Annotated in this window: 13 protein-coding genes and 1 pseudogene; 8 read left to right on the top strand and 6 right to left on the bottom strand. The window is 71.5% G+C overall.

Annotation, left to right across the window (positions count from 1 at the left end; genetic code table 11):
• Nucleotides 1-47: 47 nt before the first annotated feature.
• On the bottom strand, nucleotides 48-3,050 hold the full coding sequence (locus R2B38_RS46790; protein ID WP_318022295.1) for a lantibiotic dehydratase: 3,003 nt from the start codon (nucleotides 3,048-3,050) through the stop codon (nucleotides 48-50).
• A 298-nt stretch (nucleotides 3,051-3,348) separates the two neighbouring features.
• Here R2B38_RS46790 and R2B38_RS46785 point away from each other — a divergent pair, with 298 nt between their 5' ends.
• From R2B38_RS46785 to R2B38_RS51460, 7 genes and pseudogenes are all read left to right on the top strand, one after another.
• Nucleotides 3,349-3,501 (top strand): hypothetical protein, encoded by a 153-nt coding sequence (locus tag R2B38_RS46785; protein WP_318022294.1) that lies wholly within the window; start codon nucleotides 3,349-3,351, stop codon nucleotides 3,499-3,501.
• Between the two features lie 61 nt (nucleotides 3,502-3,562).
• Nucleotides 3,563-5,563: a B12-binding domain-containing radical SAM protein gene (locus tag R2B38_RS46780; protein ID WP_318022293.1), complete on the top strand. Its 2,001-nt coding sequence runs from the start codon at nucleotides 3,563-3,565 to the stop codon at nucleotides 5,561-5,563.
• A complete protein-coding gene (locus tag R2B38_RS46775; protein WP_318022292.1) occupies nucleotides 5,560-6,570 on the top strand; it encodes a DUF692 family multinuclear iron-containing protein in 1,011 nt (336 codons plus the stop codon). The genes R2B38_RS46780 and R2B38_RS46775 overlap by 4 nt, the downstream gene beginning before the upstream one ends.
• Nucleotides 6,567-7,325, top strand: a complete 759-nt coding sequence (locus tag R2B38_RS46770) for a hypothetical protein (RefSeq protein ID WP_318022291.1) — start codon at nucleotides 6,567-6,569, stop codon at nucleotides 7,323-7,325. The genes R2B38_RS46775 and R2B38_RS46770 overlap by 4 nt, the downstream gene beginning before the upstream one ends.
• A 17-nt stretch (nucleotides 7,326-7,342) precedes the next feature.
• Nucleotides 7,343-9,097, top strand: a complete 1,755-nt coding sequence (locus tag R2B38_RS46765) for a RiPP maturation radical SAM C-methyltransferase (protein WP_318022290.1) — start codon at nucleotides 7,343-7,345, stop codon at nucleotides 9,095-9,097.
• Nucleotides 9,094-9,294, top strand: coding sequence for a hypothetical protein (locus R2B38_RS46760; protein WP_318022289.1), 201 nt, complete (start codon nucleotides 9,094-9,096; stop codon nucleotides 9,292-9,294). Before R2B38_RS46765 ends, R2B38_RS46760 begins: the two co-directional genes overlap by 4 nt.
• Nucleotides 9,291-9,937, top strand: a pseudogene (locus tag R2B38_RS51460) (DUF5825 family protein). Before R2B38_RS46760 ends, R2B38_RS51460 begins: the two are co-directional and overlap by 4 nt.
• Here the strand turns inward: R2B38_RS51460 and R2B38_RS46750 are convergent.
• The 3 genes from R2B38_RS46750 to R2B38_RS46740 all read right to left on the bottom strand — a co-directional run bounded on the left by R2B38_RS46750 (nucleotide 9,902) and on the right by R2B38_RS46740 (nucleotide 12,292).
• Nucleotides 9,902-10,669, bottom strand: coding sequence for a Stf0 family sulfotransferase (locus R2B38_RS46750; RefSeq protein ID WP_318022287.1), 768 nt, complete (start codon nucleotides 10,667-10,669; stop codon nucleotides 9,902-9,904). The pseudogene R2B38_RS51460 and the gene R2B38_RS46750 sit on opposite strands and share 36 nt — an antisense overlap.
• A 143-nt stretch (nucleotides 10,670-10,812) precedes the next feature.
• Entirely contained in the window at nucleotides 10,813-11,409 is a 597-nt protein-coding gene (locus R2B38_RS46745; RefSeq protein ID WP_318022286.1) for an NADPH-dependent F420 reductase, read from the bottom strand.
• Nucleotides 11,410-11,467: 58 nt separating this feature from the next.
• The gene (locus tag R2B38_RS46740; RefSeq protein WP_318022285.1) at nucleotides 11,468-12,292 is read right to left on the bottom strand and encodes a 3'(2'),5'-bisphosphate nucleotidase CysQ; all 825 of its coding nucleotides are present in this window, start codon (nucleotides 12,290-12,292) and stop codon (nucleotides 11,468-11,470) included.
• A gap of 135 nt (nucleotides 12,293-12,427) precedes the next feature.
• Between R2B38_RS46740 and R2B38_RS46735 the strand changes: the two genes are divergently transcribed.
• Nucleotides 12,428-13,351: a LysR family transcriptional regulator gene (locus R2B38_RS46735; protein WP_318022284.1), complete on the top strand. Its 924-nt coding sequence runs from the start codon at nucleotides 12,428-12,430 to the stop codon at nucleotides 13,349-13,351.
• 113 nt (nucleotides 13,352-13,464) lie between these two features.
• On the opposite strand, the gene R2B38_RS46730 is transcribed toward R2B38_RS46735, so the two are convergent.
• Both R2B38_RS46730 and R2B38_RS46725 read right to left on the bottom strand, forming a co-directional pair.
• Nucleotides 13,465-14,496, bottom strand: a complete 1,032-nt coding sequence (locus R2B38_RS46730; protein ID WP_318022283.1) for a glycosyl hydrolase family 18 protein — start codon at nucleotides 14,494-14,496, stop codon at nucleotides 13,465-13,467.
• A 130-nt stretch (nucleotides 14,497-14,626) separates the two neighbouring features.
• Nucleotides 14,627-14,896 carry a cellulose binding domain-containing protein gene (locus tag R2B38_RS46725; RefSeq protein WP_318023074.1) on the bottom strand — a complete coding sequence of 90 codons (270 nt, stop codon included), beginning with the start codon at nucleotides 14,894-14,896 and terminating at the stop codon, nucleotides 14,627-14,629.
• Between the last annotated feature and the right edge of the window lie 260 nt (nucleotides 14,897-15,156).

The following is a 15,156-nucleotide window of genomic DNA, read 5'->3' as shown; positions in this document are numbered from 1 at the left end:
GAGGAGGAGGGGCGTTGCCGGTGCTCCCTGGGCTCATGACGAGGCGTTCATTTTCTCCTCGCTCGTGCCGTCCAGCTCAGTGCGGCGGCTCTGGCCAGGTGCAGGTGTGCGCATTCCTCGGCAAGTCCCGGCCCGCGCATGCGGACTTGGTGGAGATGCAGCAGGTCCGGGAGTACGTCCTCCGGGGCGAGCGTCCCCGCGTTCTCGAGCGCGCTGCGGTACACGGCCAGCGCGGCGCGGCGTGCGGACCAGCTCGCGGTGACGTGCGCGTCCAGCACCGGGGTGCCGGGAGCCGGGGGCGTGCGGGAGGCGGTCGTCAGGGCGATGGTCTGGTCGTAGACCGCTCGGGGTGGGGCACTCGTGTCCGCGCGGGTGTGCCCGACCAGCCAGCGCATCGCCTCCATGTCGTCCCCGAGCAGGCCGACGGCCATGTCCACCATGCTCGCGGCGGTCACCGCACGGGCTTCGGGAGCGCCCCGGCCGGCCTGCGCGGTCAACTGGGCGAGGACGGCGGCCGAGTCGGCGGCGAAATACTCCTCGGCCGCTTCCATCGCCCCGGTTCCGCCGAAGCGCGCGGTCTGCGGGTAGTAGGTCTCCAGGCTCGCGTGGGTGATCAGGCCCGCGTGCCGAAGGCGCCGGGTCCACTCGCCGGTCCGCCCGACGGCGGTGTCGAGCGAACCGGGCGCGCAGGTCAGACGGAGACGTAGGTGGTCCTCGGGATCGTCGTGGCGGACGAACCACCAGCGGGGCTCTCCCAACTCCCCTAGCAGGGACGGCAGATGCCGGGTCAGGAGCGGATCCTGACGGTCGCGGTGCCCGTACAGCCTGAGGGAGAGCAGGCTTCCGCAGCCCGGCAGACGGCCGTGTTCGCGGGTGACGACCTCGCCTGATCCACGGACCGGTGCGCGGGGCCGATCCACCGCAGCCAGGGGGACGACGACCTCGTGGGCGCGCCCGCCGGTCCAGCCCAGGTCCCCGGGCTCCGGTGCGGCACGCAGCAGCGCCCTGCCGTCGCGCTCCAGGTGGGTGCGGAGCAGGACCCGGTGCGAGGGTTCCGCCAGGTCCAGGTTCATGCGCCGGTCCCCGTCGCCCAGGTACACGTGCTCGGGCAGGCCGACCTCGCGGCGCCACCCGGCCAGGGCCTCGTCCCACCGCGGCCACGGCGTCCGCGCGTCGGGCAGGTCGCCGTTGCCGAGTGTCCAGCGGGCCGGGGACAGTACGGTGCGCCCGTGGCGCAGTGCCGGGAGGAACGGCAGGCCGGAGACCGCGGCTCCCCACGAGAACCCGGTGCACGGGACGGCCAGTGCCACCGGTGCCTCGATCAGGAACCGCGCCAGCGGATGGGTGTGGTGGGTCAGATCCACCGCGTTCAGCAGCATCGTGTGCACCGGGCGCCGCCGGGAGACCGAGACCAGGTGCAACTGCTCGGCATCGGCGGTCACCGCCAGGTCCGTCACGGGCAACTGGCCCATGTCCGGGCCGTGTTGGTCGCCGAGGGGGATCACCCACTCCGCCACCCGCGGGGCGTGCGCGACGTTCACCGAGCGCATGTACAGCGGGGTGCTGCTGATCTGGGCGATCAGCGCGTCCTGGTGTACGCCGGGCAGGCTGGCGTACACGTCGGTCATCCGGCGGCGGTCGTCGGCGTCGAACAGGTGGAGAAACCGGCCGGTGGACGTTCCGGCCGCGCGGGCCACTCCGAGGACGTGCAGCGTGAACTCCCCTTGTTCCAGGGCGGATACGCTCGCGGCGTGGATCCGTACGGTCACCTCGGTGCTCGGCTGCACGGGCCCGGTGGGATGGGCCACCGCCAGTTCGTCGACCGTGGCCCCGTCGAGTCGGACCTCGTGCCGACGTCGCGTCGCGGCGGTGTACGCGAGCCGCACCAGTCGTCTGTCCCTGGCGGTCAGCGTCGGGTCCGTCGACGCGGCGGTGGACCCGAGGTAGCCGGACGGGTAGCCGAGGAACTCGACGGCGTCCAGGACGGGGACTACTGCTCCCGGGCCGTAGCGCTCCAGGAAGCGGCCGTGCCAGGCGGTCCACCCGGGGCTCAGCGCCGACCGCGGTGCCAGGCGTGTGAGGATCTCGGCGGCGGACGCCACCTCCTCGGCCACCGCCTCCGGGATCACCAGGTCCCAGTCCAGCCGCAGGTCGAGGGCGAGCGTGGGTTTCGCGGTGGGGCAGAGTCGTGTCATCGCGGTCGTCACCCGGGTGCGTTCGGCGCGGGCGCCCGCAGGAGTGGCGGTCGCGTCGTCGTGCCGTGCCAGTTCCGCCGCGACCTCGCGCAGCTCGGTGACTTCCGCCTCGGGCAGGTGCTGTGCGTGTCCGAGCAGGGCGGCGATCGGGTCCGAGGCCGTCACCGCGGGACGCAGGCTCGTGATCAGGAACCGCTGTCGTACCAGGTTCGCGAGCAGGTTCTCGATCGCGGTGGGGGACGCGGCCGGGAAAGCGGCGGAGAGCGTTCCGGCGAGAGCTGCCCACAGCACCGGCTCCCGCGCGCCGTCCATGGCGGTGCGGACCGGCCCGGTGGCGCGTATCCGGACGTGCTCGGGGTCGCCGTCGCGCGTGCCGCTCGATCGGTGCTCGATCATCAGGCGTCCGTCACGCTCGAACGCGAGGCTGGACGCGAGCAGGGTCACATGAGGCCGCAGCGCAGGGAGTTCCTCCAGCCGGTCGACGAGAGCCGCGGTCCATGCCGCGTCCGGTCTGGTGACCGCCCGGTGTCCGGTGCCCGTGCGCAGCAAGGGAGTTGGCCCGGTGCGGGCGGCCGCGACACCGGCGAACAGGCCGAACGGAGTGGCACGTGAACGGGCGCGCAGCAGGTAGCGCGCCACCGAGAGCACCGCGCGCCGCACGGCGGGGTCCGGCACCGGCTCGCCGACGAGTATCTGACGCACCCGTGCCGCCAGGTCCGGGCTGGAGAACTCGACCGCGGTGGCGAAATCGGTTGCCTGCCATGTCTGTTGGAGCCAGGCCCGCCATGACTCCCTGTGCGCGGAAGGGCTGGTCAGGTCCGGCCAGGCCACCGGATGGTCCGGACGCCGGACCACCGCCCGAACCACGGCCGCATCGACATGGCGGTACAAACGGGCCCTCCAGCAGCACAACGGCGTTGCCGCCCATCTTCCCGAACTGCCCGGCGCCAAGGGCGATTACCAGTCATGGTCATTACGGCCGCTGCTGCGCCATGCCGGTTCCGAAGACTCTGCTTCAGCCGCTGACCTGGCTGAATGCCGTCCAGCCCGAACGACGACGTATGGGCTGTTGACACGCGTCCGGGCTGGCTAGCGTGGGCGCCATACACGGCAAGCGGCACATTCCCATCACATCTGCGGAGGGAAGAGAACCATGACTGCTGCAACTCCCGAGACACTCGCCGAAGAGGAATTCGGTGAGCTCGAAGAACTCCAGGTGATCGACTCCAGCGAGCTGAAGCTCGGCGCGGCGTACCACACGTACACCTACATCGCGGCGGAGAGCACGGAGGACATCCCCGAGTAGCACGCCCGGGAGCCCGGGCAACTCTCCGACGGACGGGACCGGTGAGACGAGGAGGTGGGTCGTGCCGTCCAGCCAGTCGACGGACGGTACCCGCACCGACGTCCTGTTGATCTTCCCGCCGCAGACCGAGGCGAGGTTCTTCCCGTATCTGAGTCTGCCGTACCTGACGGGCCATCTGCGCCGCCGGGGCCGGCGGGTTCACCAGGCCGACCTGAACATCGCGGTGCTCCACGAACTGCTGCGATGCCCCGCACTGCTGGACGACGCCGTCCGCGCGCAGGACACGGGCGACGACGGCAAGGCCGTGAGCGACTGGTACCGCCATGAGATGGCCGACGTCTTCGCCGCGCACATCGGCGAGTTGCGTGCCCATGTCCTGGAGAAGGCGCCGGCCGGCGAGCTGGGCCCCGACCGCGCGGTCCGGCTCGCCACTCTGGCCCTCGAACTGCTGGTCCGCGACACCTTCCTGACCCGGACCTGGGAGGACCTCGGCCGGCTCGACGACGCCGTACGCCGAGCCGCGGAGCGGCCGCCCGCCGCGTCGGACGTACCTCTCGTGTCACTGCGCCATCTGGTGACCGGGCTGCTCGGCCGCCACCGCCCCCGGGTGGTCGGCCTGTCCGTGGCGTTCTTCAGCCAGCTCGCGCCCGCGCTGCTGATCGCCGCCTGGGTCCGGCAGTTGGCGCCGGACACCCAAATCTGCCTGGGCGGCCAGCAGGTGATGCTCCGCCACGACGGCCTCGCGCGGCTGCCCGGAGTCCGGGAGACGGTCGACGCCCTCTGCCCGACCGCCGGCGAAGAGCCGCTCGAACGCTGGCTGGACGCCCTGGACGGAACGGTCCCACTCGCCGCCGTGCCCGGCATGACCTGGCTGCCACGTGCCGGGGGCGCGCCGCGCACGGGGCCCGCGGTGACCCTGCGCTTCCGTGACCTCGGACCACCCGACTTCACCGGACTGCCCTTCCGCTCCTATCTCAACGACGCCCTGGAACTCGCGATCGTCTCGTGCGTCGGCTGCTACTGGGGGCGGTGCGCGTTCTGCTCGTACGGCAACCGGTCGCTCCCGCAAGGCGGTTACCAGCAGGGCACCGCGCCCCAGATCGCCGACGCCGTGGAGGCCGTGGTCCGCGCCACGGGCACCCGGTACGTGTCGGTCGCGGACGAGAACACCAACCTGCGGCTGATCCTCAAGGCGATGCGCGCGGTTCGCGAACGCGGCATACGGCTCCGTTTCGGCGTCCGCAGCCGGCTTGAGCCCGTCCTGACCGACCCGGGGTTCTGCCACGACCTCGCCGCGGTCGGCTGCGCGATGATCGCGGTGGGCTACGAAGGCACCTCGCAGCGCCTGCTGGACCGGGTCGACCGGGGCGTGTGCGCGGCCGACTACCAGCGGATCCTCGACAACCTCCACGCGGCGGGCATCACCGTCCGGTTCACCGTGATGGGCCAGGTCCTGGATGAGACACCGGACGAGTTCGAGGCATCCCTGCGCTTCCTCGTCGACAACGAGCGGCGGATCGGCATCGACGCGCTGGAGCTGATGGTGGCGGAGCCCGGCAGCAGACTCACGGGCAGCCCGGACGACTACGGGCTCGCCCTCGACACTTCGGACCGCCTCGCGGGCAACCCCGAGCTGAGCTACCTGGCGGGCCGGGTCGGCCGGCCGCTGGCGGTCCGCGGCGGGCCCACGCGCACCGAGGCCCTGGACCGCCTGCTCCGGATCTTCCACACCGTCAGACCGGGCCGTACGAACGGTCCGGCACCCTCGCGCCCCGCCCCGGACGGCTCGCGCGCACCCGCCGTCGCGGCCCTGCGCCCGCACACCTGGGTACGCACCGTCCCCGCGTACGCCGACGACCGCACGGAAGTCCGCGTCACCCTCGCCGACCTCGTCAAGGAGCGGTTCTACGCCCTCCCCGCCGACGACGTGGAACAGCGCGCCGACGGCCTGCTCATGGCCCGCACCGACCGTGGCCGCCGACTGCTGGCCCGCCTGGCCGACGCGGCGGCGGGCACCCCCGACCCGGCACTTGCGGCCCCCTCAGCCAGGAGCACGTCATGACGCGACCGCCGCGCACCGCACCCGGCGGAGTCCCTGCCATCACCCAGGCCCCGCCCCGGATGGGCCTGGGCGTCCTGATGGACATGCCGTGGGGCGGCGGACGCCTCGGCAGACGCGGCATCGGCTTCGTGGAGAGCGACGATGGCGGCGGAGACATCACCGACCGGGTCCGCGCCTTCCTGCACCGCCACGGCGGCGACTTCGCCTACTCGGCCCTGGCCTTCCAGCCGCGCTCACGCGCCCGCGTACGGACGGCCGACTATGTGCGCGCGTACGACCGTTTCTTCGAAGCGGTACCCGCCGGGACGGCCCGCGCCTTCCACCAGACCGAGCTGAACATGGGCACCCCCGAGCGCTACGACCGCCGCCCGGCCGCCGAGTTCACCAACGAACTGGCCGCCCGCTACGGCTTCTCCTGGGTGGTCGAGGACCTGGGCATCTGGAGCCTGCGCGGCATACCGATGCCCTATCCGCTCCCGCCGCCGCTGACGGAACCGGGTCTGGAGATCGCCACCCGGAACGTCGCGGAGGCGGCCCGGCTGCTCGATCCGCCGCTGCATGTCGAGTTCCCGGGCTTCACCGAGGGCGGCTCGTTCGTGCTGGGGCACATGGACGCCTTCGACTACTTCGCCCGGCTGGCGGAGGACGCCGACGTCTCCGTGACGCTCGATGTCGGCCATCTCCTCAGCTACCAGTGGCTGAGAGGACGTACCGGACGCGGCATGTACGACGGGATCGAGGCCCTGCCCCTCACCCGGTGCCGTGAACTGCACCTGTCGGGCTGCCAGATCGTGGGCGGCAGATTCCGCGACCTCCACCACGGCGTCCTGCTGGACGAGCAGGTGGAGCTCACCGCGTATCTGCTGGCCCGCTGCCCCAACCTCCGCGGGGTGTCCTACGAGGACCCGATGTACCGCGAGGACGGACACCTCGTCGAGAAGTCCCGGCGGAACTACGCGCGGCTGCGGGACCTGGTCACCGCCTGGCAGCGCGGGGAGGCCGGGTGACCACGGTGGAGCCGGGCGCGTCGCTGGACGGCGAGCACCTGACCGACCTGCTCATGCGGCTGCTGCTGGACGCGGACCTGCGGGCCCGGCTCGCCGACGAGGGCGCCGAGGCCGTGGCGGCGGATCCGGGCGAGCTGGAGTGCCTGGCCTCCGTCGACCTGGCCGAACTGGACACCACCGCACGCCGGTTGCGCTCCCAGGTGTGGCGGCCCGGCAGCGGCGGCAGCCTCGCGACCACGTTCCCCCGCAGCCTGCGCCTGCTGCGGGACGCCGGTGCAACGGAGCCGGACTTGCTCACCGGCTTCCTCGGCTCGCCGCACTTCGCCCGGTTCCGGCTGATCCCGTACACCGCCCCCGGGTTGTCGGTGGAGGAGGCGTTCGCGTCGTTTCTGCTGGATGCCGCCGGGTCGGGGGCGCTGCGCGACACCGTGACCCACGAGCTGATGATCGCCCTGTTCACGGCGCTGGCGTGTGAGCAGCCGCTGTCGTTCGTGATCGAGGCGGAGGGGATCGTCCGCACCGACCGGGGCCATGCCGCCGTACGCGCGTACGCGGCGGCATCCGCGGCCGCCTGGGCGGCCGCCGCGGGGGAGCACTCCGCGAACGCGGAGGCCGTGCGGTACGCGTACTTCACCACGTCCGCCGGGCTGGCTCACGGCGTGGTGTCCGGGCGGGTGGCGGCGGCCTTCGAGGCCGAACCGTCGGACCGGCGCGAGACCGTGCGGCGGGCGCTGGCCCGTCGCGGACTGTGGTGACGGGGAGAGGAACCGCCGTGCACATCGTGTTGGTGGACATGCCGTGGTCGTCGCTCGACGCGCCGTCCCTCGCACTCGGCATTCTCAAACGCCGGATCCTCGACGTCTTCCCCGACGGCGCGGCCGACGTCGAGGTGGTGCACGCCAACCTCGCCTTCGCCGACTGGGTGGCCGCACGCACGGAGTACGGCTTCGAGGAGTACGAGTTCTGCTCGACCTCGTACTTCTCCGGACACAGCGAGTGGATCTTCTCGGCCGCGCTCAACGGTCAACCCCGTTGGCGGGTGGCGGAGTTCACCGAGCACTTCGGCGGGAAGATGCCGGAGCACATGCTGGCCAAAGCGCTGGAACTGCACGAACTCGCGCCGCTGTTCGTCCACGAGACGGTCGCGAAGATCGCCGCCACGGCACCGGACGTGGTCGGCTTCACCACCACGTTCGCGCAGAACGCGGCGGCCCTCGCTGCGGCCCGCAAGGTCAAGGAACTGACCCCGGACACCGCCACCGTCTTCGGCGGCGCGAACTGCGACGGCCCGCAGGGAGCCGCGCTGCACCGCAACTTCCCCCAGGTCGACTACGTGGTGCGCGGTGAGGGCGAGATCGCGTTCCCGCGCCTGCTCGCCGCGCTCCGCGACGGCGACGCCGACGACCTGGCCACCATCCCCGGCCTGTGCCGCCGCGACGGGCACGGCCGTTCCGTGGCCCGTCCCATGGACGCCGCCCCGCTGCCCCCGGGAGCACTGGTCACCCCGGACTACGGCGACTACTTCGAGCGGCACGCGCGGTCCACCGCGGGCGGCTGGGTGGAGCCCCGGCTGGTGGTGGAGGCCTCACGCGGCTGCTGGTGGGGCGAGAAACACCACTGCACGTTCTGCGGCCTCAACGGCTCGTTCATGGAGTTCCGCAGCAAGGACCCGCGGCGGTTCGTGGACGAGATCCTCGGCCTGGTCGAGCGCCACCGCGTGCTCGACGTGTGGGTCACCGACAACATCCTCGACATGGCCTACCTCACCTCCATGGCCCCGCTCCTCCAGGAGGCCGACTACGACCTGCGGCTGTGCTACGAGATCAAGTCGAACCTGCGCCGCGACCAGCTGGCGACGCTCTTCGCGGCGGGAGTCAGCTATGTCCAGCCAGGCGTGGAGAGCCTCAGCACCCGGGTACTGAAGCTCATGGACAAGGGAGTGACCGGTTGTCAGAACGTACGGCTGCTGCGGGACGCGGAGACCACCGGGATCAACCTCAGCTGGAACTACCTCTACGGCTTCCCCGGCGAGACCGAACGGGACTACGACGAGATCGTCGACCAGCTCCCCGCGCTGCACCACCTCGCACCGCCCGCCAACTCGACCCGCCTGAAGGTCGAGCGCTTCAGCCCCTACTTCGACCGGCCGGAACTGGGCTTCGGCGAACTGAGCCCCGCCTCGCACTACCACCACATCTACGACCTGCCGGAACATGAACTCGCCGACCTGGTCTACATCTTCGACTCACCGAACCAGGGCATCGCCGGCGCCTGCCTGGACCGGCTGCGCACGGCCGTCGCCGACTGGACACTGGCCTATCCCCGCAGCCGCCTGACCCACTGCGACCTCGGCGGACACATCGTCCTGGTCGACACCCGGCCGGGCTTCTCCTGGCGGCTTCTCGACCTCACCGACCCGGTCGAGGTCACGGTGTTCCGGCTGCTCGACACACCGCACAGCCCGGCGGCGCTGCTGCGCAAGACCGCTGCCCGGTGCGCGGACGCGGGGAGCCGGCCGGAGAGGTGACGGAGGAGCGCATCGCCGAGCTGCTGGCACGCTGGCGCACCCTCGGCCTGGTCTTCGCCGAGGGCGGCCAGTACGTGCAGGTCGCGCCCGCGGTCGCCAACCAGGACCTGCTACGGCTCGACGGCACGGGCCTGCACGGGACCGGCGCCTCGCTCGTCCCCGCTCTGGCGGTCCCGACCGCGGGAGACACCCGATGAGGCCGGAGCTGACGCTGTGGAAGGACCGCGATCCGGCGGCCATGCGCCTGCCGGGCATGTGCTGCGGCACCCTCGACGGACCGCCGGACGACCCGGTGGCCGCCGTCGCGCAACTCGCCGCCACCGGCGTCCAGTTCGTCCAGATGCACGAGCCCGTGGACCTCACCGATCCGGACGGCGCGTCCGCGGTCGCGGTCCTCCTCCTCGTCCGGGAACTCACCAGCCACGGCATCGCGGTGGACTGGACCCTGCGCATGGCCGACCCGGCCCAGTGGCGGACGCTGAGCCATCTGTACCCCCGACAGGCATCCACCGCGGCTCCACGGGAGCGGAGAACGGGGAACACGTGGTCGCCGCGTGGCGCGGCTCCTTCCACATCGCGAAGTGCGGCTACCGCCGTGGCCCCGGTTTCCTGGAGATCCGCGACCATCGCTGGGGCTCCTTGCGACGGCTGGTCGTCCAGGCGCCCCGGAGCACCGCGTTCCAGGGGCTGTTGGACGGCGTCCCGGTGGTCGCGTCGGCGTCGACGGAGCGGGTCCTTGAGCGTCACCTGCGCGAAAACCTGGTCCATCGCGCCGGGCGCCACCTGTGGTGGACGCCGTACCGCCTACGACGCTGGCCGCTCAGCACGACGATCCCGTAGGAACCTCTCGACCCATTCCTCCGTCAACTCGTCGGCCTGACGCCTGATCCCCGGAGCCGGCACCGACGCGGGCGCTCCGACACCGAGGAAGTCCAGGCAACTCAGCAGGCCTGCCTCGTAGTTCGCGACCATGTCCTCGTAGACGACGGTGTGCGGGACGACCTCGTGGCGCTCGAAGTAGTCCTCCCAGACCGAGGCATCGCGGTCGAGCATCCGCAGATGCCGGAGCACTTCCTCGTACCGGTATCGCGGCGCGGCACGGGCGTCGCCCTCCGGCAGAAAGGTCCCGTCCAGGATCCACACACCGGTCTGCTCGGCCATGGTGTAGGACACGGCCTGCCGCAACCGGTCCCTGCGCTGGATCCAGATGTACCGGGGTGCCCGGAGAATGTCGTACGGGTCGACCTCCAGGCCGGCGAGGTGCCCCGCGTGGATCCGCAGCCCGAACACGCCGTTGGGACTGGTCCGGCATGTCATCAGCCGCCGCACGTAGCCCGCCGCCAACTCCCGCGGATCGCCGGAGTCGAATCCCCACCGCTCGAAGTAGTCCAGCACGAAGGCGTCGGCGAAGTAGTCCTCGGCGAAACCGGCCAGCCCGGTGTGCCACAGGGCGCGGGCGAGCATGTTGCTGCCGCACCGGGGTGTCGACGCGAGCACGTAGCGCACCGGCGGCAGACCGGTGAAGGGCGGGAAGTCGAACTCCGGACCGTTGGTCCGATAGCGCAGCACCATGAGAACACCATCGTGCCCGGCACCACTGGTTGTCACCGGCTCCGTCCCGTTCCGGGTGGAAGACCCCAACGGCCGTTCATTCAGGGCACGTTGGCACGTGCCGCGTATGCGCCTCGCTCGTCTTCGGCGGCACCGCGCGTGGATCAGCGGGCGATCGAGATCGCGAAGGGCGCGAATCCGCCGGCCCGGATCACGTGCGGTACGAAGAGGATCGCGGCCTCGACAGCGCGGGCGGTCTCGATCCCGCCGAGGTCGGTGATCCACTCCTGCCGCCAGCCGAGGTCCAGGAGAAGTCCGCGCACGATCTGCTTGGCCTCCGGGTCCGTGCCGGAGAGAAACGCGGTGGGCGGCTGAGCGAGCGTGGCGGGCGCGGTCATCACCGAATGAAGCATCGTGTTGAGCGTCTTGACGACGAGCGTTTCGGGCAGCGCCTCCTGGAGTCGCTCCGCGAGGCTTGAGCCGGGGTAGAGCAGGTCGGCGGGCAGGCCGTCCGGTCCGTCGACGGTGGCGTTGGAGACGTCCACGAGGATCTTGCCCCGGAGCTCCGTGCGCAGTGCGGCGAGCCTCTCCAGTGAGCCCGCGCCGGGTGTGGCGTTGATGACGATACGCGCTGTCCGTACGGCGTCCGCGGTGGCGCCCGGCGAGCGGGTCGCCACGGTCACCTCGTGCCCGGCCCGGGTGAGCGCGGTGGCCAGGCCGCCGCCGACGCGGCCGCCGCCAAGAACGGTGATGTCACTCATGCTGGACTGGTCCTCCTGGTCGTTGTGTCTCTCGAAAGCGTTCAGTGCGCAATGGGGTTCAGTGCGCAACGGGGGAGAGCGTGGCGACCGCGTCGGCGTGCACGCCGGGTGCGGCGGCCAGGAAACTCGCGCTCTCCGGAGTCCAGGGGTGACCCTCGACGTCAGTGATCCGTCCGCCGGCCTCGGTGACGAGCAGGGCCCCGGGAAGCAGGTCCGCGCGGGCTCCGGCGAACTGCCAGAAGGCCTCGATCCGGCCGGCGGCGACGTTCACCAGGTGCAGGGTGGCGGGCACGGACGTCCGCACCACGAGCGCGCCGACGAGCATCTCGGTGATCGACGCGCCGACGCGCCGCACGACCTTCTCGTCCTCGTCCGGCCTCGCCTGGCTCGTGGCGACGATGCTCAGACCGAGTTCCGGGGTCCGGGACACGCGCAGCGGCCGGCCGTCGAGGTGGGCGCCGGCGCCCACGAGCGCGGTGTACGTCTCGCCGGTCAGCGGCAGATGGACCACGGTGAGCACCGGCCGGTTGTCTCGCACGAGGGTCGCGGTCACCGCCCACTCCGGCAGGCCGTGCAGATGGTTGACGTTGCCCTCGGCCGGGTCCACCACCCACCATTCGCCGGCCGGGAGAGAGCCCCCGTCCAACTCCTCCTCCACCCAGCGGGCGTCCGGGCGCAGGGCCGTGAGGCGGGGGCGCAGGATGTCGAGAACCGCGTCGTCGTTGCCGGCGAGCGCGTGCATCAGTTCGTCGAAGGTCCGGTACGGGACGACGTCCCCGAAGCGGTCCCGCAGAGCCGCACCCGCCGTACGTACGGCGGTCTCGGTCTGCGCGAGCAGGTCGGCGTCGGAGGTGACGGCGGGGTCCTGTATGGCTTCGGGCATGGCGGTACTCCTGTCTGAACTGCGGGAATTGAGGTCGACCGGGCGAGAACTTCGTTTGTTCGTGCCCGCAGTTCGAAGGTAGGAGAGGCCATCATTAACAGCAAGTGCATGTGAAGCACGGCTAGGATGACTCCCATGCAACTGGATCTGAATCTGCTCGCCGCGCTCGACGCTCTCCTTGAGGAGGGCAGCGTGGCCGGCGCAGCCGACCGCCTGCATGTCACCGCCCCCGCGATGAGCCGCAGCCTCGGCCGGATCCGGCGTACGACGGGGGATCAGATCCTGGTGCGCACCGGACGCACGATGACCCCGACGCCGTACGCGATCGCCGTGCGGGAACAGGTGCACGACCTGCTCCAGCAGGTCCGGGGTGTGCTGGCGCCGAGCCGTGAACTCGACCTGGCGACGCTGGAGCGCACCTTCACGCTCCGCTGGCACGACGCGCTGGTCGCCCTCAGCGGACCCGCGCTGCTGACCGCCGTGCGCGAGCAGGCCCCCGGCGTGCGGCTGCGCTTCATCGCGGAATCGAGCATCGACACACCAGAGTTGCGCCGCGGCGAGGTCGACCTCGCCGCGAACGCCGACCGCCCGACCGCACCCGAGATCCACGCCGACCGGGTGGCCGAGACCCAGCAGGTCGTCGTCGTACGGCGAGGGCACCCGCTCACCCGCGTCAAGACCGTCACCGCCGCGCGGTACGCCGCGGCGGACCACGTCAGCGTCTCGCGGCGCGGCAGGCTCGCGAACCGCCTCGACGACGCTCTCGCACGCCTCGATCTCACGCGACGTGTGGTGGTCACCGCACCCACGGAAAGCGCCGCGTTCGAGTTCGCGCGGCGCTCCGATCTCGTCGTCACCGCCCCCGAGCCCACGGCACGTTCGGCCGCCGCGGACCTCGGAATGGTCCAACTCCCGCTCCCGCTCGACCTTCCACCGGCCACGGTCTACCTGTCGTGGCATCAGCGCTACGACACCGACCCCGCCCACATCTGGCTACGAGACCTGGCGCGGACCGCGTTGACCGGTGCGGTGAGCGGGGAGGGCCGGACGGGACGGTGAGACCCCGGCGCCTTCACCGATGGGAACGCCGGTGACCTCGTGGGCTCAGCCCGCGTAGGCCGCGAACAGTTTGGAGAACTGGTACGGGGTCTGCGGGATGTTCGTGCACTCGCTCAGGGCACCGGTGCAGGCGTTCCCGTCGCGGGTGACGTCCCAGAAGCCCAGCTCGCCCAGGTGGTTCTGGCGGGCGAAGGTGAGCACCTGCTGCGCGTCGGCGACGGTGAACACCTCGCTGGCGGTGTCGTTCTGACCGAGCATCGGGTGAGTCCGACCATGGCCCAGGTCTGGGCGGTGGTGAGGTTCGGCCACACCGAGGCGATCTGGGCGCGGGTCGAGGTCGCGGCCTGGATGGCGTAACTGCCCATCTTCCCGGACGGGTTGGGCGCGGCGCTGTCGCCGTAGTCCATGGCCATCAGGTTGACGGTGTCGACGTTCAGGTTGTGCGACTTGGCGGAGTCGAGGATGTAGAGGCCGTCCGCGGTCAGGCCGCTGGGCAGGACCGGGAGGGTGAGCGTGACCTTGAGGTCGCGGCCCTTGGCGCGTTGCGCGGCCTGGACGGCGGCGACGGCTGTCGAGCGCCGGTCGATCGAGGCGTGGTCGACGGTCGCGGCGCCCTCGATGTCGAAGTCCACGCGGTCCAGGGCGTAGGCGTCCACGACCTTCTGGTACTGCGCCTGGAGGGCGGTCGTGCTGGTGCAGGCGAGGGCCAGTTCGGTGCCCGCCTCGCCGCCGAAGGACGGACGTACGTCACCGCCCATCGCGCGCAGCGCGTCGAAGTCCGCCCGGTCCCAGGCCGCGCCCGGGTCGAAGGAGTTGAACCAGCTGGCGTTGCAGCCGGTCGACCCGGCGGTGATGAAGCCGAGCGAGAACTGCCGCAGCCCGGTGTTCGTGGCGATCTGCGTGAGGTTCGGCGTCGGGTAGGCGCCGAGGTCGATGAAGGGGGCCGCCACGCCGGGAGTCGTGCCGCTGCCCGCGGTCGCGGTGAGCGTCGCGGAGTGCGCCGACTCGTTGTTGGAGTCGTCGAGCGCGGTCACCGTGAAGCTGTGACTGCTGCCGGCGAGCAGGCCGCTCACCGTGAAGGTGGTGCCGGTGCCGGAGGTGGTGGCGATGACGCTGCTGCCCTCGTAGACCCGGTAGCCGACCACGCCGACGTTGTCGGTCGAGGCGTTCCAGCCCAGCGTGACGCTGCCGGGCCGGTGGCCCGGACGGCGAGGCCGGAGGGCGTCGAGGGTGCGACGGTGTCGGCGGGGACGCCGGCGCAGGGGCCGTTGTTGATCAGACAGGCGTTCGGCGGGACGACCGAGCCGCTGTAGCTGAAGTCCATGCCGACGACGGGCGCGGAGTCGCCGGGGGCGAGCGGAGCCTCCCAGGTGGGGAGGTGATCGTGTACTGCGCCCCGCTGTGGGTGAGCGTGCCGTTCCACGAACTGGTGACGGCCTCGGTGGCGGGCAGGGTGAAGGTGATGGTCCATGAACTGACCGTGTGGGTCGACCTGTTGGTGACCGTGTAGCCGCCCTCGAAGCCGGCACCCCAGGTGGAGGTGATGCCGAAGGAGGCGATCAGACCGGTGTTGTCGGCCGCGTGGGCGGCCGGGCGGCGGTCGTGGCCATGCCGCCGACCATCAGGGCGGCGGTCAAGGCGGCGCGCAGCGACGCATGTCTCATGCGGATGCTCCTCCGTGGGGCGAGGCCGCGCACGGCGTCGCGCCGGTACGCGGATTGCGGTGCCCTGCACGCTCGTCGCACGGTGGAGAGGTGTGGGTGGGGAGGGGCCGTGCGACGCGATCAGGGCGGGGTGAGGCAGGG

This window comes from Streptomyces sp. N50, from assembly GCF_033335955.1.
GTDB lineage: Bacteria > Actinomycetota > Actinomycetes > Streptomycetales > Streptomycetaceae > Streptomyces.
This window is presented reverse-complemented; position numbering and strand designations above follow the sequence as displayed.